Origin of the sequence: Streptomyces malaysiensis subsp. samsunensis (assembly GCF_024519315.1) — a bacterium.
Taxonomy (GTDB): domain Bacteria; phylum Actinomycetota; class Actinomycetes; order Streptomycetales; family Streptomycetaceae; genus Streptomyces; species Streptomyces malaysiensis.
Map to the genome: position 1 here is coordinate 1 of NZ_JANIIC010000012.1, position 20,129 is coordinate 20,129.

General features: G+C 69.1%; 17 protein-coding genes and 4 pseudogenes. 11 read left to right on the forward strand and 10 right to left on the reverse strand.

Annotation, left to right across the window (positions count from 1 at the left end):
• Positions 1-115 precede the first annotated feature (115 nt).
• The 3 genes and pseudogenes from NQU54_RS12735 to NQU54_RS49745 all read right to left on the reverse strand — a co-directional run.
• Complete coding sequence (locus tag NQU54_RS12735) at positions 116-1,207, reverse strand: integrase core domain-containing protein (RefSeq protein WP_257631151.1); 1,092 nt, start codon at positions 1,205-1,207, stop codon at positions 116-118.
• Between the two features lie 92 nt (positions 1,208-1,299).
• Positions 1,300-1,457, reverse strand: a pseudogene (locus tag NQU54_RS50525) (IS630 family transposase); the annotation flags it as partial.
• Positions 1,458-2,022: 565 nt separating this feature from the next.
• Positions 2,023-2,163, reverse strand: a pseudogene (locus NQU54_RS49745) (IS5 family transposase); the annotation flags it as partial.
• A gap of 133 nt (positions 2,164-2,296) precedes the next feature.
• Between NQU54_RS49745 and NQU54_RS12745 the strand changes: the two are divergent.
• The 7 genes and pseudogenes from NQU54_RS12745 to NQU54_RS12775 all read left to right on the forward strand — a co-directional run bounded on the left by NQU54_RS12745 (position 2,297) and on the right by NQU54_RS12775 (position 9,286).
• Entirely contained in the window at positions 2,297-3,964 is a 1,668-nt protein-coding gene (locus tag NQU54_RS12745; protein WP_257631152.1) for a PucR family transcriptional regulator, read from the forward strand.
• A 193-nt stretch (positions 3,965-4,157) separates the two neighbouring features.
• A complete protein-coding gene (locus NQU54_RS12750) occupies positions 4,158-5,534 on the forward strand; it encodes a type III PLP-dependent enzyme domain-containing protein (protein ID WP_257631288.1) in 1,377 nt (458 codons plus the stop codon).
• Entirely contained in the window at positions 5,531-6,364 is an 834-nt protein-coding gene (locus NQU54_RS12755; protein WP_257631153.1) for a M55 family metallopeptidase, read from the forward strand. The genes NQU54_RS12750 and NQU54_RS12755 overlap by 4 nt, the downstream gene beginning before the upstream one ends.
• Positions 6,365-6,595: 231 nt before the next feature.
• Complete coding sequence (locus NQU54_RS12760; RefSeq protein ID WP_257631154.1) at positions 6,596-8,038, forward strand: amino acid permease; 1,443 nt, start codon at positions 6,596-6,598, stop codon at positions 8,036-8,038.
• 115 nt (positions 8,039-8,153) lie between these two features.
• Positions 8,154-8,839 (forward strand): annotated as a pseudogene (locus NQU54_RS12765) (amino acid permease); the annotation flags it as partial.
• 82 nt (positions 8,840-8,921) lie between these two features.
• Positions 8,922-9,050 (forward strand): hypothetical protein, encoded by a 129-nt coding sequence (locus NQU54_RS12770; protein WP_257631294.1) that lies wholly within the window; start codon positions 8,922-8,924, stop codon positions 9,048-9,050.
• Positions 9,047-9,286: a hypothetical protein gene (locus NQU54_RS12775; protein ID WP_257631295.1), complete on the forward strand. Its 240-nt coding sequence runs from the start codon at positions 9,047-9,049 to the stop codon at positions 9,284-9,286. The genes NQU54_RS12770 and NQU54_RS12775 overlap by 4 nt, the downstream gene beginning before the upstream one ends.
• A 104-nt stretch (positions 9,287-9,390) precedes the next feature.
• Here the strand turns inward: NQU54_RS12775 and NQU54_RS49750 are convergent, their stop codons facing one another.
• Genes NQU54_RS49750 through NQU54_RS12790 form a run of 3 tightly spaced genes read right to left on the reverse strand, consistent with a single transcriptional unit; the run spans position 9,391 to position 12,086 of the window.
• Positions 9,391-9,789, reverse strand: coding sequence for a dihydrodipicolinate synthase family protein (locus NQU54_RS49750; RefSeq protein ID WP_257631155.1), 399 nt, complete (start codon positions 9,787-9,789; stop codon positions 9,391-9,393).
• Complete coding sequence (locus NQU54_RS12785; RefSeq protein WP_257631156.1) at positions 9,719-9,997, reverse strand: HPr family phosphocarrier protein; 279 nt, start codon at positions 9,995-9,997, stop codon at positions 9,719-9,721. Before NQU54_RS12785 ends, NQU54_RS49750 begins: the two co-directional genes overlap by 71 nt.
• A gap of 52 nt (positions 9,998-10,049) precedes the next feature.
• Positions 10,050-12,086 (reverse strand): transketolase family protein, encoded by a 2,037-nt coding sequence (locus NQU54_RS12790; protein WP_257631289.1) that lies wholly within the window; start codon positions 12,084-12,086, stop codon positions 10,050-10,052.
• A 300-nt stretch (positions 12,087-12,386) separates the two neighbouring features.
• On the opposite strand from NQU54_RS12790, the gene NQU54_RS12795 reads away from it, so the two are divergent.
• The 4 genes from NQU54_RS12795 (at position 12,387) to ulaA (ending at position 15,570) form a co-directional block, all read left to right on the forward strand.
• Entirely contained in the window at positions 12,387-13,115 is a 729-nt protein-coding gene (locus NQU54_RS12795) for a GntR family transcriptional regulator (RefSeq protein WP_257631157.1), read from the forward strand.
• Positions 13,116-13,152: 37 nt separating this feature from the next.
• A complete protein-coding gene (locus NQU54_RS12800; RefSeq protein WP_257631158.1) occupies positions 13,153-13,608 on the forward strand; it encodes a PTS sugar transporter subunit IIA in 456 nt (151 codons plus the stop codon).
• Entirely contained in the window at positions 13,605-13,886 is a 282-nt protein-coding gene (locus tag NQU54_RS12805) for a PTS sugar transporter subunit IIB (protein WP_257631159.1), read from the forward strand. The genes NQU54_RS12800 and NQU54_RS12805 overlap by 4 nt, the downstream gene beginning before the upstream one ends.
• Positions 13,887-14,178: 292 nt before the next feature.
• A complete protein-coding gene (gene ulaA, locus NQU54_RS12810; RefSeq protein ID WP_257631160.1) occupies positions 14,179-15,570 on the forward strand; it encodes a PTS ascorbate transporter subunit IIC in 1,392 nt (463 codons plus the stop codon).
• Between the two features lie 268 nt (positions 15,571-15,838).
• Here the strand turns inward: ulaA and NQU54_RS50030 are convergent.
• The 4 genes and pseudogenes from NQU54_RS50030 to NQU54_RS12830 form a co-directional block, all read right to left on the reverse strand.
• Positions 15,839-16,149: pseudogene (locus NQU54_RS50030) on the reverse strand (fatty acid desaturase); the annotation flags it as partial.
• 419 nt (positions 16,150-16,568) lie between these two features.
• Positions 16,569-17,192 carry a TetR/AcrR family transcriptional regulator gene (locus tag NQU54_RS12820; protein ID WP_257631161.1) on the reverse strand — a complete coding sequence of 208 codons (624 nt, stop codon included), beginning with the start codon at positions 17,190-17,192 and terminating at the stop codon, positions 16,569-16,571.
• A 4-nt stretch (positions 17,193-17,196) separates the two neighbouring features.
• A complete protein-coding gene (locus NQU54_RS12825; protein WP_257631162.1) occupies positions 17,197-18,324 on the reverse strand; it encodes a hypothetical protein in 1,128 nt (375 codons plus the stop codon).
• 15 nt (positions 18,325-18,339) lie between these two features.
• On the reverse strand, positions 18,340-19,848 hold the full coding sequence (locus tag NQU54_RS12830) for an FAD-dependent oxidoreductase (RefSeq protein WP_257631163.1): 1,509 nt from the start codon (positions 19,846-19,848) through the stop codon (positions 18,340-18,342).
• Positions 19,849-20,129: the final 281 nt, after the last annotated feature.

Sequence of the window (20,129 nt, forward strand, 5' to 3'; positions counted from 1 at the left end):
GGGCCTGCCGAAGAACAACATGCGGATGAGCAACCTGCTGACCCGCGAGGTCAAGTCGCAAAACCACCAGGTTATTCTCCGGCGGGCTCTGTGGGTGCCGGAAACTGTGTCACCCCTATGCGACCTGCGTGTATTCGTGGATGAGGCCGCAGAGCCGATCGCGTCGATGGATACGAGTGTTGTCGGCGGCGATGAGTGATCCGGGCTCGGTGGGTCGGTCCGGTGCCCGCTGTTCGAGGGATCGGTGCGGCCTGTGTCTGTTGTAGTGCTCCGCGTACTCGTTGACGATGAGGTGGAGGTGGCGCTCTCCCGTGATCAGGATGCGGTCGGTGGCTTCGCGGCGGCATGATCCGATCCAGCCTTCTGCTATGGCGTTCATTCGAGGCACCTGGGGCAGTGTCGGAATGACGTGCACGCCGATGGCCTGGAAGACGGCGTCGAAGCTGTCGGTGAAGTAGGCGCCGCGGTCCCGGATGAGGCACCTGATCGACTCCGCGTGGTCGCCGAGGTCCATGAGGTAATTGCGTGCCTGCTGGGTGACCCAGGGGCCGGTCGGGTGTCGGGTGATGCCGGCGATGTGCACCCGCCGGGTGCCGTGGTTGATGAAGAACAGCACGAACCAGCGCCGCAGGAAGACCGTATCGATGTGGAACAGGTCGGTGGCTACGATCGCGGAGGCCTGGGCTTTGAGGAAAGCGGCCCAGGAGCAGTCCACACGCTGCGGCGACGGGTCGATCCCTGCTTGCTTCAGAATGGTCCAGACAGTGGAGGCCGCGACGTCACGTCCAAGGCCGAGGAGCTCTCCGTGGACGCGGCGGTATCCCCAGCCCGGGTTCTCCTTCGCCAGGCGCAGGACCAGTTGGCGCAGGGCCTCTGGTTTCGGTGGTCGGCCCGGACGACGGGATGGGTAGGTCCACTTCCAGGCGATGAGTCGTGCGTGCCAGCGGAGGACCGACCGCGGAGAGATCAGCAAGGCCACTTGTGAACGCCGCTGCTTGCTGACGATCATCCGGAGCAGTGCCGCCATGACGGCCCGGTCACTCCAGGAGAAGCGCGGCCGTGGCTGGGCGCGTCGTGCGATGGCGAGTTGATGCCGGAGCATCAAGATCTCTGCGTCTTTCGTCGCGCTCGAGCGGACGAGCAGGGCAAGCCATCGGAAGGTCTGGCAGGCGAACAGGTAGATCAGCCGTATCACCACGACCGGCATGCAGCCTCAGAACGGCTCGCCATTCCTGAGATCTGGGCAGATCCGACGCAACAGGTCAGCCCAGGTGACATAATTCCCGGCACCCACAGGGTGGGAAGGCCGGGCCGGTAGCACAGCAGCCCGGCCACTGACAGGCGGCCGCGACTGCGCCCCGAAACGCGCACCGTGGGGGTGATCCCGCGTCGGCTCCAGGTGCAGCCCTGGGCGGCCGGCCGATCACGCCCGCTTCGTCCTCGAAGCAGATGAACGCGCACTTGCAACGCGACCGCCGGTCGGTGGTCGGTGGTCGGTGGTCGGTGGTCGGTGGTCGGTGGTCGGTGGTCGGTGGTCGGTGGTCGGTGGTCGGTGGTCGTCGATAATCGTCCGGGGCTGAGGCTTGCGGCGTCGGCCGCCGATGTGGAGCTTTTCCGGCGGAAGAGCGCCGGGGGCAACGGTCCACAGTGGCACACGCCGCTGCGCGGAAAGGGACGCCTCGTATTCCGAAAGGAGCTCCCCGACATCGTCGGACCGGTCCAGCGTGGTGAGAGGACGGCGTCCCGCTGTGTGGTGTAGGGGATCTCCGCGGTTGAGTGCGCGGGTTCTGCTCCCTCGGGTTCGTCGTCTTCACGTAGGGTGCGGTCGCGAGGGGGCCCAGTCTGGCGTCACAACCGCCCTTTGGGCTCCCCCGCCTCATGCGCGCGGCCGATCCCTTTGAATCGATGATCTGGTGAGCCGGTCTTGAGGTCTCGCATCGCCACGTGAGCTGTGTTCTGTTTCAGATCATGGCTGCGCCGGTGACAGCGCTGTTCTTCTTCGGTGGGCTGTCGCGCCGCGCCAGATTCTTCGGTCAGTTCACGGGACATCTTGTTAGCCGTCGCCCAGTGGATCATTGCCTGGGGACGCTGCGGCAGAGCTTCGTAGTCCCGTTCCCGGCGGCGGTGCTGCTGCATCAACCAGCCAAAAGTTCGCTCGATCACGCTGCCCGCGGTGCTGCCGCAGAAGTCGGAGCACCGTCGAAGGGGACTGCAAAACGTTCGGCTCGAGGGTCTGAGCGCTCCGGGCCCCGTGGCCGCGGGGCGTGCGGTCGCAGCAGCCCGCCATGATGGATGCATGGCAACAAAGGAAACAAACCGGCACGACAGCGGGCCGTCGCTGGAGCAGATTCTCGGTCTGATCGCCCCCGGGATGCTCGATGTCGTCGTGGCGCAGCGCGGCCATAATGTGCCGGTGGCCGACGTGGTGCTGCACGACCCGGGTGAGGAGAAGGACGACGGCACCTGGGCGGCGTCCGGACTGATCCTCCTCGCGGTCGGTGTGGACGTCGCCTCCCCGGAGGCGATCGACGTGCTGCGCGGTGCCGACCGGGCCGGAGCCGTGGCCGTGGTGCTGAGACGGGGTGCTCGCGGACCGGGGGCGGCGTTGCTGGAGGCGGCCGCTTCGGGGCGTACGGCGCTGCTCACCCGGCGGCCGGGGCAGGGGTGGACGGAGGTGCTCGGTCAGCTGCGCACCGCTCTGGCGCACAGCGCCCCAACCGGAACGACCGGGGTGAAGGGGCTGCGGCTCGGTGACCTGCCGGGGCTCGCCAACACGGTGGCCGCCCTGGTCGGCGGCGCAATCACGATCGAGGATCCGCAGTCGCGGGTACTCGCCTACTCGCGGATGGACCATGAGCCCGATCCGATGCGCAGGCTGACGATCCTTGGGCAGGAGGTCCCCCGCTGGCGGGTGGACGAACTGCGTGAGAGCGGCTTCTTCCAGGCCCTGTGGAGCACCGACGGCGTCGTACGTCTGCCCGCCGACGACCGGTACGCGGAACGACTGGCCGTCGCGGTGCGCCACGGGTCGGAGATCCTCGGGTCGCTCTGGGCCGCCGCCGACGGCCGGCCGCTGGCCGAGGACGCGGCGGCGGCGCTGCACACGGCGGCGCGGGCGGCCGTGCCGCATCTGTCTCACCACCAGACGTGGGGCCGGGCCGCGGCCAGGGCGCGGGAGGGCGCGGTGCACGCACTCCTCGACGGGAGCGGGCAGGCGGCACGCGTCGCGCATGATGCCGGGGTAGCGCCGGACCGGCCGCACACTGTGATGGTCGCGGAGGCGTACGACAGCCTGGATCTGAAAGTCGTGCCCGCACCGGCAGCGGGGGGCGCCGCCGAGCAGCGGGTGCTGGACGTGCTCGCGCTGCAGGCCGCGGCGTACCGACCGGGCTGTGTGACGGCGCGGTCGGGGCGGCGGCTGTACATCCTGCTTCCGGCGGGGGACGGCGAGACGGACCCGGCGCGTGCCTTGCTGGCGACGGCCCGCTCGGTGCCGCGCGGGGTAGTGTTCGCGGGCGTCGGCCCGGTGGCGGCGGACCTGTCGGGGCTTCCTGCGTCGCGCGAGGCCGCGGAACTGGTGGTGCGGGTGCTGCGGGAGCGGGCCGCGCTGCTTCCGGCGGCGGACGTGGTCTCCGCCGTGGCGGCGTTCGGTGAACTGGTTCCCGAAGTGTCGGCGCTGCGGGTGCTTGACCGGATCGCGCCGTTGTGGGAGAGCCTGTCGGGTCCTGTGCACGCGATGGTGGAGCACGACCGGGCGCACGGATCGGAGTATGGCGCGTCGGTCGCCGCCTACATCGACGCGTTCGGTGACACGGGCACAGCCGCTCAGCGCCTGAACGTGCATCCGAACACCCTGCGGTACCGGCTGCGGAGGACTCGGGAACTGTTCGGCGTCGACCTAGCCGACCCCACCCTACGGCTCCTGGCGGACATCGGACTGCGGCTGGCGCGGCGCACGACGTGAGCACCACGGCCTCTCGGGGCGGGGCGGCACACGACCTTGATCATTCAGCTGTCGCGTTGCACAGGAAGCCAAGCCGTCCATGGTCGCATGGAACGAAGACGTGATGGGCTGCGCAGGGCGAAGCTGGGCAAGGCAAAACGGCCGGCCGCTCGACGAGCGCCGTGCACGACCGACGCGTCTGGAGTGTGTTGCAGTGACTTCCGGTTCCCCCCATCAGCGCAGCAGCGCCCGTGAGGCCGCGCTCGCACGGGCCGTCAAGGACGGCCTGCTGGGCCCGCAAGTGCCCCTGGTCGGTCTCCTCGACGTCGACGGCGTGCTTGCTGCTGTCGAGGCGCTGAACGAGGCGTTCGAGGGACCGGCCGTGGTGCAGCACACGTTCGCGGTGAAGGCGTGCGGGCTGGTGCCGGTGCTGCGGCTGCTCGCGGAGGCGGGCATGGGCTGCGAAGTGGCCTCGCCCGGTGAGTTGGAGCAGGCGCTGGCGGCCGGATTCACCTATGACCGGCTGGTTTTCGACAGTCCCGCCAAGACGGTCGAGGAGCTGGAATTTGCGCTGGCCCACGGAATCGCGATCAACCTGGACAACTTCCAGGAGATGGCCCGCGTCGACGGCCTGCTGGCCGGCCGGGAGGCATCCGGGCCCATCGGGCTGCGGGTGAACCCACAGGTCGGGGCGGGTGCCATCGGTGCGATGAGCACTGCGACCGCGACCTCGAAGTTCGGCGTCGCGCTGCGCGATGCGGGAGCCGTGGAGGCGGTGATCGAGGCCTTCGCGCGCCGACCGTGGCTCAACCGGCTGCACGCCCATGTCGGCTCCCAGGGCTGCCCGCTGCCGCTCATCGCCCACGGGGTGAGGGCGGCGTACGAACTGGCCGAGCGCATCAACACGGAACTGGGCCGCGCCCAGATCACCGGGCTCGACATCGGCGGTGGCCTGCCCGTCAACTTCGACAGCGAGGACGACCGTCCGACGTACGCCGACTACGTCGCCGAGCTCCGCGCCGCCGCCCCCGGGCTCTTCGACGGCCGCTACGCCTTGATCACCGAATTCGGTCGTTCTCTGCTCGCCAAGAGCGGCACCATAGGCTCGATCGTCGAATACACCAAGTCGGCCGGCGGCCGGCGGATCGCGGTCACGCACGCCGGTGCCCAGGTGGCCACCCGCACGGTTTTCATGCCGGACGCCTGGCCGCTGCGCGTTGGGGTGTTCGACGCCGCGGGGCGGCCCAAGCAGGGCCCGACCGAGGTCGTCGACATCGCTGGTCCGTGCTGTTTCGCCGGCGACCTGACCGCGACCGGGCGCGAGCTGCCGGCCGTCGAGCCGGGCGACGTGGTGGCGCTGTACGACACCGGGGCGTATTACTTCTCTTCGCACTTCTCCTACAATTCCCTGCCACGATCCGCTGTGTACGGCTATCAGACGGATTCCGGCGGGCAGGTCGCCTTCGCACTCGTGCGCGAGGCCCAGAGCGTGCGCGGCGTGGTCGAGGAGAGCGGACTCTCCCAAGTGGACGCCCTGGTGGCGCTGCGCTCCGGCAACGCCGTGGAACAGCCGAAGGAGATGGCGGAATGACACGTGTCCTGATCTCCGCCGACATGGAAGGGGCGACCGGCACGGTCCTCCCGGCGGACGTCGAGACGGGAACGCCACGCTACGAACGGTTCCGCCGACTGCTCACCCAGGACGTCAACGCCGCCGTCGCGGGGTTCGCCGACACCGGTGCGGACGAAGTGATCGTGAACGACGCGCACTGCGGCATGGACAACGTGCTCATAGAGGAGCTCGATCCCCGGGCGGTCCTGGTCGTGGGCCGGCACAAGCCGCTGGGCATGATGCAGGGCCTGGAGACCGGCGTCGACGCTGTGGCGTTCGTCGGCTACCACACCGGTGCGGGGGAGGATGGTGTCCTCGCCCACACCTACCTGTCGCACAGCATCCTCGGTGTGCGCATCGACGGCGAACCCGTCGGCGAGGGGGAGTTCAACGCCCTGGTGTCCGCCGAGTCCGGAGCTCCCGTGGTCCTGGTCACCGGCGACGACATGACCTGCCGCGACGCCGCCCGGTACGCGCCCGGCTGCCGGACCGTCACGGTGAAGACGGCCATCTCACGTCACGCGGCGATCTGCCGCACGCCGACCGCCACGACCGCCGACATCCGCAGGGAGGCGGCCGCTGCCCTCTCCACTGCCCCGCCCCGCTCCGCCGCACGGCCGACGACGCACGTGGTGGAGGTCGACGTTGACAGCCGGCACCTCGCCCAACGCGCGTGCGCACTGGCCGGAGTCGAAGAGGCGGGCCCCCGGACCGTCCGCATGGAGACACCCGACGCCCAGGAGGCGCTGCGCCGCTTCCGCGCACTGACCTGGGTGATCGGCACAGGTCGCGAGGGCGACTGGACTTGATGACACGGCGCGGCGGCCCCGACCGGGCCACCGCCGCACCCACCTCCGCCCGGCGGCTCAGAAGCCACCGTGCAGCACGGGACGCTCGTTCCCCGGAGTGGTCACCCCATTCCCCGGGGAGAGCACGCCCGAACGGCGACCGCGCCCCGACGGACAGCCTGCCCGCCGGACCCCCTCTACGGCAGGGAACCCTCCTCGCCCGCCTCACCGTTGCCCAGGACTGGAGCTGCCATGACTTCCCCCGCATCGCACAGAGAACCGCAGAGCCCGCAACTGGAACTCAGCCGCTCGCTGCGCAACCGCCACATGTCGATGATCGCGATCGGCGGCGCGATCGGCGCCGGCCTTTTCGTCGGCAGCGGTTCGGTGATCAAGACCGCCGGCCCCGCCGCGATCGTGTCGTACTGCCTGGCCGGCGCCCTCGTCCTGTGCACGATGCGGATGCTCGGTGAGATGGTCGTGGCGAAGCCGTCCTCGGGCTCGTTCGCCGACTACGCGCGCACTGCTATCGGACCGTGGGCGGGCTTCACCATCGGCTGGCTGTACTGGTACTACTACGTCATCATCGTGGCCGTGGAGGCCGTCGCCGGGGCGGCGATCCTGCACGCGTGGATCGGACTGCCGCTCTGGGCCCTGGCGATGGGGCTGATGGTCGTGATGACCGCGACCAATCTTCTGTCGGTGAAGTCGTTCGGCGAATTCGAGTTCTGGTTCTCCTCGGTCAAGGTCGCCGCGATCGTCGCCTTCCTCGTCGTCGGTGGACTGTACGTCTTCGGCGCCTGGCCGGGTACGTCGTTCGACTTCTCGAACCTGACCGCCAACGGCGGCTTCGCCCCGAACGGCTTCACCGCGATCTTCTCCGCGATCGTCGTGGTCATCTTCGCCTTCGGCGGAGCGGAGATCGTCACCATCGCCGCGGCCGAGAGCAAGGAACCGGAACGCTCCGTCGCCCGCGCCACCACCGGCATCATCTGGCGGATCATCCTCTTTTACGTCGGCTCGATCGTCCTGGTCGTCACCATCGTGCCGTGGGACAGCGCCAAGGTCCTCGCCAGCCCCTACGTGGCGGCCTGGAACATCATCGGTCTGCCCGGCGCGGGCGTCGTGATGGACATCGTGATCCTCACCGCGGTGCTGAGCGTGCTCAACTCCTCGGTCTACGTCTCCTCGCGCATGCTGCGGGCCCTCGCCACGCACGGCGACGCGCCGGCCTGGCTCGTGGCGACGAACAAGCGCAACGTCCCGGCCCGCGCGATCCTCGCCGGAACCGTGGTCGGCTGGGTCTCGGTGCTCTTCGCCTATCTCTCCCCGGACACCGTGTTCAGCTACCTGGTGAACTCCTCCGGCGCTATCGCCATCTTCATGTACCTCATGATCGGGGCATCCCAGCTGCGGATGCGCCGCCGGCTGGAACGCGAGGCCCCGGAACGGCTGTCACTGCGCATGTGGCTCTTCCCCTACCTGACCTGGGTGGTGATGGCCGGCTTCGCCGCCGTCCTGGTGGCTATGGCCGTCATCGGCGACCAGCGCACCCAACTGCTCACCAGCATCGGCAGCCTGGCCGTGGTCCTGCTCGCCTACGCAGTGCGCAGAGCCCGTGGCAACCGACCGCCGGCCCCCGTCGACGCCGCTGTCACGGACGATCCCGGCGCGGATGTCCTGCCCACCCGCTGAGCGGGCCGCCCCGCACATGGCGGAGGCCCCGACCGGGCGTGCGACACACCGGGTCGGGGCCTCCGCCGTGCCGTCGTCGCCCCTGCCGTCGTCACCGTGTCAGGGCGCTTCACCCTCGGGCCGTCACTATGGCTCCGAGGAGATGCTCCGGGTCCTCGTGCCGGTTGTCGGAGCAGCCGCCTTCACGATGGTCATGCCGGTGACCGGTGCGATCCTGTTGGTGTTGCTGCTTCTGACGCTCTGCTACAGCTTTCCGTCACGATCTACACCTGGGCCGGTGGCTCGTACGTGGTGGCCCGGGGGAACTTCGGGCCGAACGTCGCGCAGGTCGCCGCCGTGGCCCTGCTGGTCGGCTACGTCGTCACTGTTGCCGTCCAGGTGTCAGCGGGCACGAGCGCGCTGATCTCACTCGCCCATCTGGTCGGCAATGGCTGGGCGGGGCTGGATCATCTCCAGTTGCAGGTCTCCGTGGTGGTGATCGTGCTGCTGGGTTACGGGAACCTGCGCGGAGTGCGCGAGGCGGGCCGGATGTTCGCGCTGCCTGCCTATCTCTTCATCGCCGCGATGGGCCTGGCCTTCCACGTCGCCGCGGTGCGCGGACTGAGTGGCGAGCTGCCCCATGCCGACCTGAATGCTCCGGGTGTCGTGCCTCTGGGAACTCCCGGCGATAGCTGGCTCTACGGTGTGTCGCTCTTCATGGTGCTGCGTTCCTTCGCCAACGGCGGCTCGTCCCTCACCGGGCTCGAAGCGATCTCGAACGGGATCTCCGCCTTTCGCCGAGGCCGAGGAGCAGGACGTACAGACCGACGCACAGGTCGTCGGCCCGCGCCGCCCCACCCGGGCCCAGCTCACCGGACCAGGCAGCGGCACCGACCCGGAGCTGATGGAACGGCTCACCCGACAGGTCCTCGACGGCGACCAAGTACTGGACGAATTGGTCAGGCAGAGCCAGGACGGCTCCGACATTGTCGCCGACCTGCTGGCGCAGGCCCGGAACGGAGACACCGAATGAAGACCGGCAGCGACCTCCTGACCCGGGTGTGCGGCCGGTGCGGACACACCGGCAGCTCCCACCAAACGCCGGACCCGAACCGGGGCATCGGGCGCTCGCCGCCCCAGGCGTGCCGCGTACGGCGCGGCTGCCCCTGCATCGTCTTCGTGCCCGCCCGCGAGTGGTGCAGCCCGGAGGTACGGCACCTGATCGAACGCCGCCTGTCCAAAACCGCCACCGCACGACCGAACCGCTGACCACGAAGCAAGGAGACGAGCGAATGAGCTCCAACGAACCGCCCCTGCCCCGCATCGGCCGACCCGCGAGCGGGGACCAGGGCAGGAGCGTCGGGCCGGAACGCTCAGCCAGCCGCGGCCAGCGCGCGGCGGCCGTCGGCGACGATAGCCGCCAGCTCGGTGTCCAACGGGTGGAACTCACCGGTGCCACAGGCGACGAAGACGGCACTGGGGCCAGCGTCGAGACCGGTGCCGATGTGCTTCTTCAGCGCCTCATGGTCGGGCTCGCCGGTGGCGGTGAAGGGGGTGATGCGGAGGAACAGAACGCTTTCGAACGCAGGGCTCCTTGACGGGTGGCTTGACGGCAGCGGGCACGGACGCGGGCGGATACGAGGGGTGATGGCGGGCCGGCGGTCGGCGGGAATCGAACGCGGCTGTGGCCGGTTCCGGGTGTCAGCTCTCCTCCCGGGCGTCGTGATCGCGGTTGAGCAGCACTGCCAGCTCCTCCAGGGCGGTCTCGGCACCTTCCCCTTCGGCGGCCAGCACCACCGAGTCGCCGTGGGCGGCGCCCAGTGCCAGCACGGACAGCAGGCTCCGTGCGTCGACGGGGGCCCGGCCGTCGCGGGCGATGGTTACCTTGACCGGCTGCTTGGCGGCGGTCTGGACGAACACCGCCGCAGGCCGGGCGTGCAGCCCGCTGCGGGAACCGATGGCGACGACGCGCTGAGGCATGACGGATGCTCCTTTGGCTGGGGGAACGACGGATGGAGGGGGCGGCTGCGGGTCACGGCCGCGCGGTCGCGAGGGAAGCCAACGCGGCCGCCACGACGGCGTCTTCGGTCATCCCGACCGACGCCATCGCCTGCTGCGCGGGGGCGGAGGTGCCGAAGCCCTCGACGGTCACGGTCCGGCCGTGCTCGCCGAGCAGGTCGTGCCAGCCGAAGGCGCACCCGGCCTCGACGACGACACGGGCGCGGACGGAGGGCGGGAGCACCGCATCCCGGTAGGCGGCGTCCTGTTCGGTGAACCATTCCTTGCACGGAACGGACACAACCCGGGCCGCCACGCCCCGCCGGGCGAGCGTGTCCGCGGCCGCCAGGGCGAGTGACACCTCACTGCCGCTGGCCATGAGGGCCACGTCCACGGCGTCCACGGCGCCGGCCACCACATAGGCACCGCGGGCCACTCCGGCACGGACCTCGTCGGCCGGGGTCGGCAACACGGGCAGCGCCTGACGGGCCAGTGCCAGTCCGACCGGCCCTGGGCGGTCGAGTGCGCTCAGCCATGCGGCCGCGGTCTCGGTGGCATCGGCCGGGCGGACCACCGACAGCCCCGGCATGGCCCGCAGTGCGGCGAGATGTTCCACCGGTTGGTGGGTGGGGCCGTCCGCGCCGAGGGCCACGGAGTCGTGGGACCAGACGTGGACCACCCGGAGCTTCATGAGGGCGGCGAGCCTCAGGGACGGCCGCTGGTAGTCGCTGAATACCAGGAAGGTGCCAGCGAACGGGGTGTCGTAGCCGATGAGAGAGATGCCGTTCAGCGCGGCGGCCATCGCGTGTTCGCGTACGCCCCAGTGGATGTTGCGGCCGCTCAGGCCCTGCCCGCCCGCCTCGTCGGCCGGGAGGAACGAACCACCGGACGCGATGGTCGTACGGTTGCTGTCGCCGAGGTCGGCGGAGCCGCCCCACAGCCGCGGCAGCGCCTCGGCCAGGGACTGGATGACCTTACCCGAGGCGTCCCGCGGTGCGACCAGGGTTCCCGGCTCGAACACCGGGAGCGCCTCGGCGGCAGCGGCGGGGTCGACGGGCCGGATGGCCTGTGCGCGGGCCCGCGCACGCTCGGGGTGGGCCGTCGTCCATGCGGCGAATGCCGTGTCCCAGGCGCGGTGCAGTTCGGCGCCCCGGGCGACGGCGCGCCTGGTGTGCCGCAACACCGCCTCCGGAACGGTGAACGGCTCGTCGGTGACTCCCAACCGGGCCTTGACCGCGGCGGCTTCGGCCGCCCCCAGGGGAGCGCCGTGCGAGGCGGCGGTGTTGACCGCGTTGGGGGCGGGAAAGGCGATCTGCGACCTCAGGGCGATGAGGCTGGGCCGGCCGGTGTGGGCGCGGGCGGTGCTCAGCGCGGTGTCGAGTGCGTCGATGTCGATGTCACCGTCGGCGGCGAGGCCCACGGTCTGGACGAACCAGCCCTGGCCGGCGAAGCGGGTGGCGGTGTCCTCACGGGTCGTCAGGTCCGTGGAGCCCTCGATCTGGATGGTGTTGTCGTCCCAGATCACCACCAGGTTGTCCAGGCGGTGGCGCCCGGCCAGGGCTCCGGCCTCGTAGGAGATGCCCTCCTGGAGGTCGCCGTCGGAGCACAGCACCCATACGGTGCGGTCGGGAATGCCGGCCGTATCGGCCCCGGCCAGCCGGCCCTGGTCCCGCTTCAGGGCCATGGCCATGCCGACGGCGGTGGCAACGCCTTGGCCCAGCGGCCCGGTTGTGGTTTCCACACCGGCGGTGTGCCGGTACTCGGGGTGGCCCGGGGTCAGGGATCCGAGCTGCCGGAAGCGCCGCAGATCATCCAGTTCGAGGCCGCAGCCGGTGAGGTGGAGTTGCGTGTATTGGAGGATGCTCGCGTGGCCGCAGGAGAGCACGAACCGGTCGCGCCCCTCCCATGAGACGTCCGCGGGGTCGTGCCGTATGTGGCGCTGGAACAGCAGGTGGGCCACGGGAGCCAGCGCCAGCGCCGTGCCCGGATGGCCGGAGCCGGCCGCCTCGACCGCGTCCACGGTCAGGGCTCGTGCCACGGCGATGGCCCGCTCGTCCGCCTCGTCGAGCACACGCCCGGCCCTGCCGGGGGAGGGCGTGGCCGGCTGCTCTGTTGCGAAGGTCACGGAGACTCCTTGGAGAGATCATAACGTCATGATGACTTCGGAAACGTAACCGATAGATCCATGCATGCACCAGGGATGTCCCGGGAGCGAAACCTCACAGCTCAGCTGAGGGTGCGGGCAGAAGATCCAGCACAGAGGCGCCGGCGGGTCCTCGTATTTCGCTTCGGTTGCGGCTATTGACGCGTTCAGCAACCTGTAGTCATCATGACGTCTCGACGACACATGAACTCGATGAGGAGATCAGGGATGGCGGGTCACAAGTACGAGCAAGTGCGTGACCACCTCCTGCGCCGCATCCGTGACGTTCCCGTGGGCGGACAGATGCCCGCCGAGAGCGTGCTGTGCGCGGAGTACGAAGTGAGTCGCATCACACTGCGTCGTGCCGTGGACGAGCTGGTCCAGGACGGATACCTCGTGCGCGAGCACGGCCGTGGCACCTTCGTGACCCGCCCGCGCTACCACCTGAAGCACCGTGAGCGGTTCGTCAACGAGGTGACCGGCTTCTACACCCAGATGGCCCGCCAGGGTCACACCGTCACCTCCGAAGTGGTCGCCCAGGAGCGGATACGGGCCGGTGCGCGGCTTGCGGCCACACTCGACATCAGCCGGGCCACATCGGTCATCCGGCTGGAGCGGCTGCGCCGGGTCAACGGAGTGGTGCACCATCTGGCCGAGTCATTCGTGGCGGAGGAGCGGTTCCCGGGTGTCCTGACCACCGACTTCACCTCCACCTCGCTCTACGCCTATCTACGGGCCCACCACGATCTGCTGCTCGCCCGTAACGAGATCGTGGTCGGCCTGCACATCTGCGACGAGCGCGAGGCGGCGCTGCTGGGCGTGGCCGAGGGGTCGCCGCTGCTGCTGGCCACCTCATGTGTCTTCGAACCGGGTGGGAAACCGGTCATCCACGGCACATCGAAATTCCTCCCCGAGACCGCGGAACTCTCCTTCGACATCGTCGCCGACGTCGAGTAGGGCTCCCACCGGCCTTGGAACAACCCTGTAGGTGCACATGCTGAGTGATCTCCTGACCGAAAAGAAGATACGTTTCTCCCCAGACAAGCTGAGCTGGCGGGAAGCCGTGACCCAGGTCGCCCGGCCACTCCTCGACGCGGGTGACATCACCCCCGGCTACGTCCAGGCCATGCTGGAGTCGATCGCGGCCGGTGGAACGTACATCGATCTGGGCCACGGCATCGCCCTGGCCCACGCGCGGCCCGAGAAGGGGGCCGTGCGCACCGCCGTCTCGATGCTCCGGCTCGCGCAGCCCGCCCCGCTGCTCGACCAGCCGGAGCACGCGGTCGACCTCTACTTCTGCTTCGCGGCCGTCGACGCGGAGGCGCATATGAGCGCCATGGCGTCCCTCGCCCGCATCCTCTCGGACGCCCGGACCCGTCAAGCGCTGCGCGACGCCTCCTCCGCGCCCGATGTCATCAAGTTGATCACTCAGTTCGAGGAGTCCGAATGAAGTTCCTGGCCATGTGCAGCACCGGGCTCGGCAGCAGTTTCATGGTGCGCATGAACATCGAGACCATCGTCGGTGAGCTGGGGCTCTCGGACGTCACGGTCGAGCACTCCGACATCAGCTCCGCCGGACCGGGCAGCGCCGATGTGTTCTTCGTGGCGAAGGACCTGGAGGACGCCGCTCAGGGACTGGGCGAGGTGGTCGTCCTCAACAGCATCATCGACATGGACGAACTACGCGAAGCGGTGAAGTCCGCCGCCGTCCGGCACGGGCTGCTCTGACCCGCGCTCCCACCCGTTCGTCCCGGCGCGGCGCAGCCCGGTGTGGCGGCGGCGCCCGCCACACCGCACATCGGGCGACCACCGCCCCGTGCGCCCCGGCGCAAACTGCGTGCACCACTGTCATTCAAACTCCCCCGTGCGCCCCTGTGCGTCCCTGGCCCGCAGCACTCGAGGCCCCTCTCACCGTCGATCACGGGCTGCCAGTCCGGCCGTGCGCGCTCCCGCCGCCCCGCCCGGCATCCACCGTTCCCGGCCGTCACGGCCTCGTCGTGCCCGAAGAGAGGCGTTGTCAGTGAACAGCGTTCTGCAGAACCTTCTCGATGTCTTCCGCGAACCCTCCGTCATCGTCGGCTTGATCGCCCTCCTGGGCCTTGTGCTGCAACGCAAGTCCCTCTCCGACACCATCAAGGGGACGACCAAGGCGTTCGTCGGCTTCCTCGTCCTGGCGGCGGGCGCCGGAGTGGTCTCCGATGCCCTGACTCCCTTCGGTGACATGTTCCAGCACGCCTTCGGTGTCCAGGGCGTCGTGCCCAACAACGAGGCCATCGTCGGCAAGGTCCTCACCGACTACGGATCCCAGGCCGCGCTGATCTTCTTCTTCGGCATGGTGGTGAACGTGCTCCTGGCGCGGTTCACCCGGTTCAAGTTCATCTACATGTCCGGGCATGTCGCCCTGTACCTGGCGGCGATGATCGCCGTGATTCTCATCGCCAACGGCTTCAGCTCTTGGCAGGCCGTCCTCTGGGGCGCTCTCGCCCAGGGCCTGATCACTACCCTCTCGCCCGCCCTCGTCCAGCCCTGGATGCGCAAGGCCACCAAGAACGACAATGTGGCGCTCGGCCACACCGGCAACTTCGGCATCGCCACCAGCGGTCTGGTGGGCAAGCTCTTCGGCAACCCCGAGAAGTCCACGGAAGACCTGAAGATCCCCAAGGGGCTCGGCTTTCTGCGGGACACCACCGTCGTCATCGCCAGTTCCATGGGCCTCATCTATCTGCTCGTCACGCTGGTGGCCGGGCAGGGCTATGTCGAGGACAAGCTGAGCAACGGCCAGTGGTATTTGCTGTGGGCCGTGATGCAGGCCGGTAAGTTCGCCGCCGGCGTGTTCATCATCCTGGCCGGTGTCCGGGTGGTCCTGGCCGAGATCATCCCCGCCTTCAAGGGCATCTCCGAGAAGCTGGTCCCCAACGCCCGGCCCGCCCTCGACGTCCCGATCGTCTTCACCTTCGCCCCGAACGCCGTGCTGATCGGCTTCCTGTCCAGCTTCGTGGGGGGACTCATCGGGATGGGCGTCCTCGTCGCCGTCGGGGGCACGATCATTATCCCCGGCATCGTCGCCCACTTCATGACCGGCGCGGCCTCCGGTGTCCTCGGCAACGCGACCGGCGGCCGACGCGGCGCGGTACTCGGCGCCATGGTCAACGGCCTTCTGATCACGTTCCTTCCGCTGCTCGTCCTGCCCTTCCTCGGTGACATCGGACTGCAGAACTCCACCTTCTCGGACGCCGACTTCGGAGTCTCCGGGCTTCTGCTCGGCGGAGCCGTCCGCATCGGCCACGCCGCCGTCATCGGCCTGATCGTCTGCGCGCTGGCCGCCGTCTTCGCCGGCAGCGCCCTCACCACCCGCCGACAGGCCACCAAGGAAGAACCCACCACGACCAGCGAGCGGCAGCCCACCGCCTGAACCACCCGCCTCGACGCGGCCCGGCACACCACCGGGCCGCGTCGTCGCGCATCCGCGCGCACGGCGCCGACGGGTCAGTCCCCCGCCGCACCGCCGACCGTGTGCATGTGCCGCAGCCCCTGCCGGTACGAGTCGAGCAGCCCGGTCTCCGCGCACGGCAGCCCGAGGGCCCGGCACTGCTTCTGGACTTAACCGGCCGCGCGCAGCACCAGCAGCGTGCCTTCGACCATCCGCACCGGCTGCCTCCTCGGGTCCCGGACCCTGCTCACCTCAAGGCGGTGCCTTCGAGCAGCAGCATCGGGAAGAACAGCCACGCCTGGTGGTGGGTCACCCAGCGGGCGAACCTCCTGACGCACGGCGGCCTGATCGGCGGTCCACACGCGTGCGCGATGTCGTTGGGGTTGGCGTAGTGCCGGTTGTACTTGTCGTTCCACCATGCGTAGCTCATGCCCAGAAGCAGATTGCCGTGGAAAAGCCCGATGGCCCGGTTCACCCGGCGGTCGGTGGCGATCTGTGCGTGCCCGGCGTCGTGGCCGACGAAGCGGCGCGGGCGGACAGGACCGCGAGCAGCGGGGCGAGCATGCCAGCCCCGCCGAGGCCCGCGCGAGGACGAACCCGGAAAGCACGTCGGTCCCGAACTGCTCCAGTGCCTCCGCCGAGACCGGATCGCGGAACTCGCGCAGGTCGCGTACGGCATCCAGTGCCAACCCGAGCCTCCTCACCTTCAGCCCGACTGCTGATTGGTCGGACGAGGTGAGACCGCTTCGAAAGTCCCGAAGTCTCACGCGGCTCGTGGGGAACTCATGGGATGCCGCACAGACGTGCGCTGGAACTTCGATAACTGCCTCATCGCCCCGGACGGCACCATCAGCGCACGCTTCGCCTCGCAGGCCGAACCCGACACCGACCAGGTCACACCGAAGCGACAGAAACCGTCCTCCCCCACTTCCGGCACTGGGTTGCGCGGTCGACAGTCCGGCCGGTCACCGGGTGAGCGTTCAAAAATGCGGGTGCGCGGATGCTGAAGTCCGGGACAGGGCCGGGGCCAGCCAGCGGTTGAGGAGGATGCGGAGCCGGGCTTCGTCCTGCGGTGGCTCGCTCGGGTGCTGCAGCAGCGACGTCAGGAGTCGCATGATGATCTCGGCGAGGCCGCTGAGGTCGTCCTCACCGATGCCGACGGCGGCCCAGTCGACGGGGAAGCGCTGCAGCATCTTGGCGCCGTAGGCGATGGTGTCTCTGGTGGTGGCGCCGCGGCCGAAGGCGGTGGTGTCTCCGAGCTGGAGCAGAAGGCTCAGGCGTGGGTCGGTGGGTATGGTCCCTACGCAGAAGACCATGCCTTCGACCACGGCTTCGGCCGGGTCGGTGATCCCTTGCAGGTGCGCGATCAGCAGGTCGACGAACGACTCGGCGCCCTGGGCCGCCACCTCGCGGATAATGTCGCTGATGCGGCCGAAATGGCGGTAGACGGTCTGGCGGGTGACGCTGAGCTCGGCAGCGACGTCGGACAGGGTCGTCTTCGTGACGCCGTGCCTGTCGACGCAGCGGACGGTCGCGTCGATGATGCGCTGCCGTGCCTCGGCGTCCGATGCGGGAGGCATGCCTCCCCAGCCGTGGTGCCCCATGGGTTTAGGATCGCACAACCCCTGCGGTGTGCCGGAACCTGGTCGCGCGGAATGCGGTGGCGACGAGCCCGGTCGCGGCGACGGTGCACAGCACGGTGTACCAGAGGCTGCCGATCGGTGCGCCCTGCTCGGTGATGCCGTCGGTCGCCGTGAAGTAGGCCGGCAACGCGACCAGCCAGAGGACGATGTGGACGCCGAGATACAGCGCCGGATAGATCCGTGCGAACAGCGGCAACGCCACCGGGACCAGATGCGTTCGCCGCGCGCGCCAGGCGTCCGCGAGAAGGCAGAGGCCGACGACCCAGACCAGGGCGAGCTCGGCACCTAGGATGGCCCGCTGGATCCCGAGCTGGTCCTCACCGCGGAAGGCGTTGCTGGGCACGCCGGCGACCGTCATCGCCAACGGTGTCAGGGCGCCGGCGGCGACGGTGCGCAGGCTGATCTGCTGGCCGGTGAGCGTGCCCCGGCTGTCCGTCGCGCCGACCAGACGGATGACGAGGTAGGTCATCGCGCCGAAGGACACCGAGGCGAACAGGAGCATGCTGTTCATCGGGACCGAGGCGAGCGCCGGCTCGTTGATCATCTTGTTGTCGGGGTTCCAGGCCCACCACTTCAGCTGGGGTCCGAGCTGATCGAAGATCTCGTAGAATGCCTGGCAGGCGAACGCGACCGCCAGCGAACCGGCCAGGAGGCCGCGCCGAGTGAAGACGCCGAGGACGCGGACCAGTTCGTAGGCGAGCTGCGACAGCGTCGGATAGAAGGCCACGATGTAGAGCGGCAGCCGGTCGTACATGAACTGCACGGTGAACACGTTGTGGGAAAAAATGAGCCCAACGTGTTCCTTCAGTCCGAACCAGCCCGGGAAGTAGAGCGGCGGCTCGATCACCGCCAGATAGGCGATCGAGGCGAACCACAGGGAAATGTTGATCGGGTCGCCGTCGCGCCGCCACCGCCGCCACGCATGGACGAGGGCGAACACCGCGCCGCCGATGATGAGCAGTTCGAGGAACGGCATGGTGCCGTTCTCAAGACCGAACGGGTTGCGGAAGTCCACGACCGGTTTTGCGTCATGGCAGGAGTGGTCGAGCTTTTCAGCGAGGCGCTCAGCCGCTGAGTCGCATGTATAGCCCATGCCTTGTTCCTCGGGTCAGTCGTTGACGAGGTCGGTCTCGGCGGATGGCGCTCTGCCGGCGCAGGTATGGCCGGTGAAGTCGGTGCCGGGCGGGTCCTGCTGGTCGTCGAATCCGCCGGGCACGACCGTGCGTCCGAGCCGCTGACGCACCTTGTAGCGCATGATGCCGAACCAGAACCGCAGATCGGTGGCCATCTCCCTGAGTGACATGTCGAGGTTGAAGACCTGGGCGAACGTCCGCTCGACGTAGGCGTCCTCCCGGCTCGCGGCGTTGATGGCGTTGAAGACCGGCCAGCTGAGGCGCGCGGTCAGCCGGCGGCGCCAGGGAGCGACGACCTCGCTCCCGGTCGCGAAGTCATAGGCCCGGTCACGAGCCATCGCGAGCATCCAGGGCACGTCGAGTGACTTCTTCTGCCGGGTGAGGAACTCGCGGAAGAAGGCGAGGTCGAGGACGTCGCGGCCGCGCAGCATCTCGGCGAGGATGAGCGCGGAGCGGGCCGCCGAGCTCATCCCCTGGGCGTAGAACGGGTTGAACGCGCAGATCGAGTCACCGACGCAGACCAGCCCGAGCGGGGGCCGGTCGAGCAGGTCGAAGCGGCGCCACTTGTTGCCGGTCGAACGGGTGAGGTGCACCTCGGAGGTCGGAGTGCAGGCACGCGTCGCCTGCCCGAAGGGCTTGGCCCGCACGCGGTCCACCGCGGCCTCGAAGGTGTCGACCTCGCGCGGCATCCGGATGCCCCAGGCGCCCATGCACACGATGGCGCGGTCGCCCTCGATCGGGAAGAAGTTGCTGAGGAACTCGTGCTCTACGGGATGGTCGCCGGTGTCCTGGGTCGGAGTGATGACCAGATGCTTCCACCACCACGACTCCGGACGCTGGTCGACGGGCGGCAGGTCGTACCACCGCGAGCTGTATGTGACCTTGGCGTCGAGGGTCTTCTCCGGCGGCACCGGCCATCCCGCCGTCCTCAGCCAGTCGGCGACGGAGGAGCCGCGCCCCAGCGCGTCGACGACCAGGTCGGCGGACAGGTGGCCCGAGTCGTCGCCCGTGCGGTACTCGACTCCCTCGACACGCCCGAGCGAGGTGCCGCCCCCGGTGGAACGAAGCCCGGTGACGGTCACGCCCTCGCGGATCTCGACGGCCGGGAGCTGGCGGACCTTGTCGCGCAAGACCCGCTCGACGAGCACGCGCGAGCTGTAGACCATCGTCATCGACCCGGACTTACGCGGGGCCCAGCCGTCGTTCTCGCAGTACGCCGCGTCCATCGACGGCATCAGGTGCATCCCGCCCGCGGCGATCAGCGCCTCCTCGAACCCGGGGAAAATCTCACCGATCGCTCGACGCCCGGAGTTGAGGAGGAAATGCGGGTGCTTGCTCTGCGGCACGCCCCGCCGATGCTGCGCGTCCGGCGGGAGCCGGTCCCGCTCCAGGACGATCACCTCGTCGAAATGCCTCGCGAGCACTCCCGCGGCGCATAGTCCCGCCACGCTGCCGCCGAGCACCACGGCCGTCCTTCTCCGCATCCGCCCTCCATTCATACACGCTATGGCTGAATGTATGATCAGCGGGGAGGGTAACAGGCCCGGTTCGAACTAGCTACCCTTCCCACGGGATGGGCATCGGGCCCGGCGGAGCGACCCCCGCAGTCCAGCCGAGACAACCGCCGGCCGGGACGCCCGCGTGGTGCTGTAGGGAGTTGCGCCGCTCCGCTCTCGGGCGCCAGTCCACTCGCTGAGACTTTGCAGATCAGCAAAGATCTCGAATGTGTGACAGGATCGACGCCCTTGCCGGTGCTACTGAATTT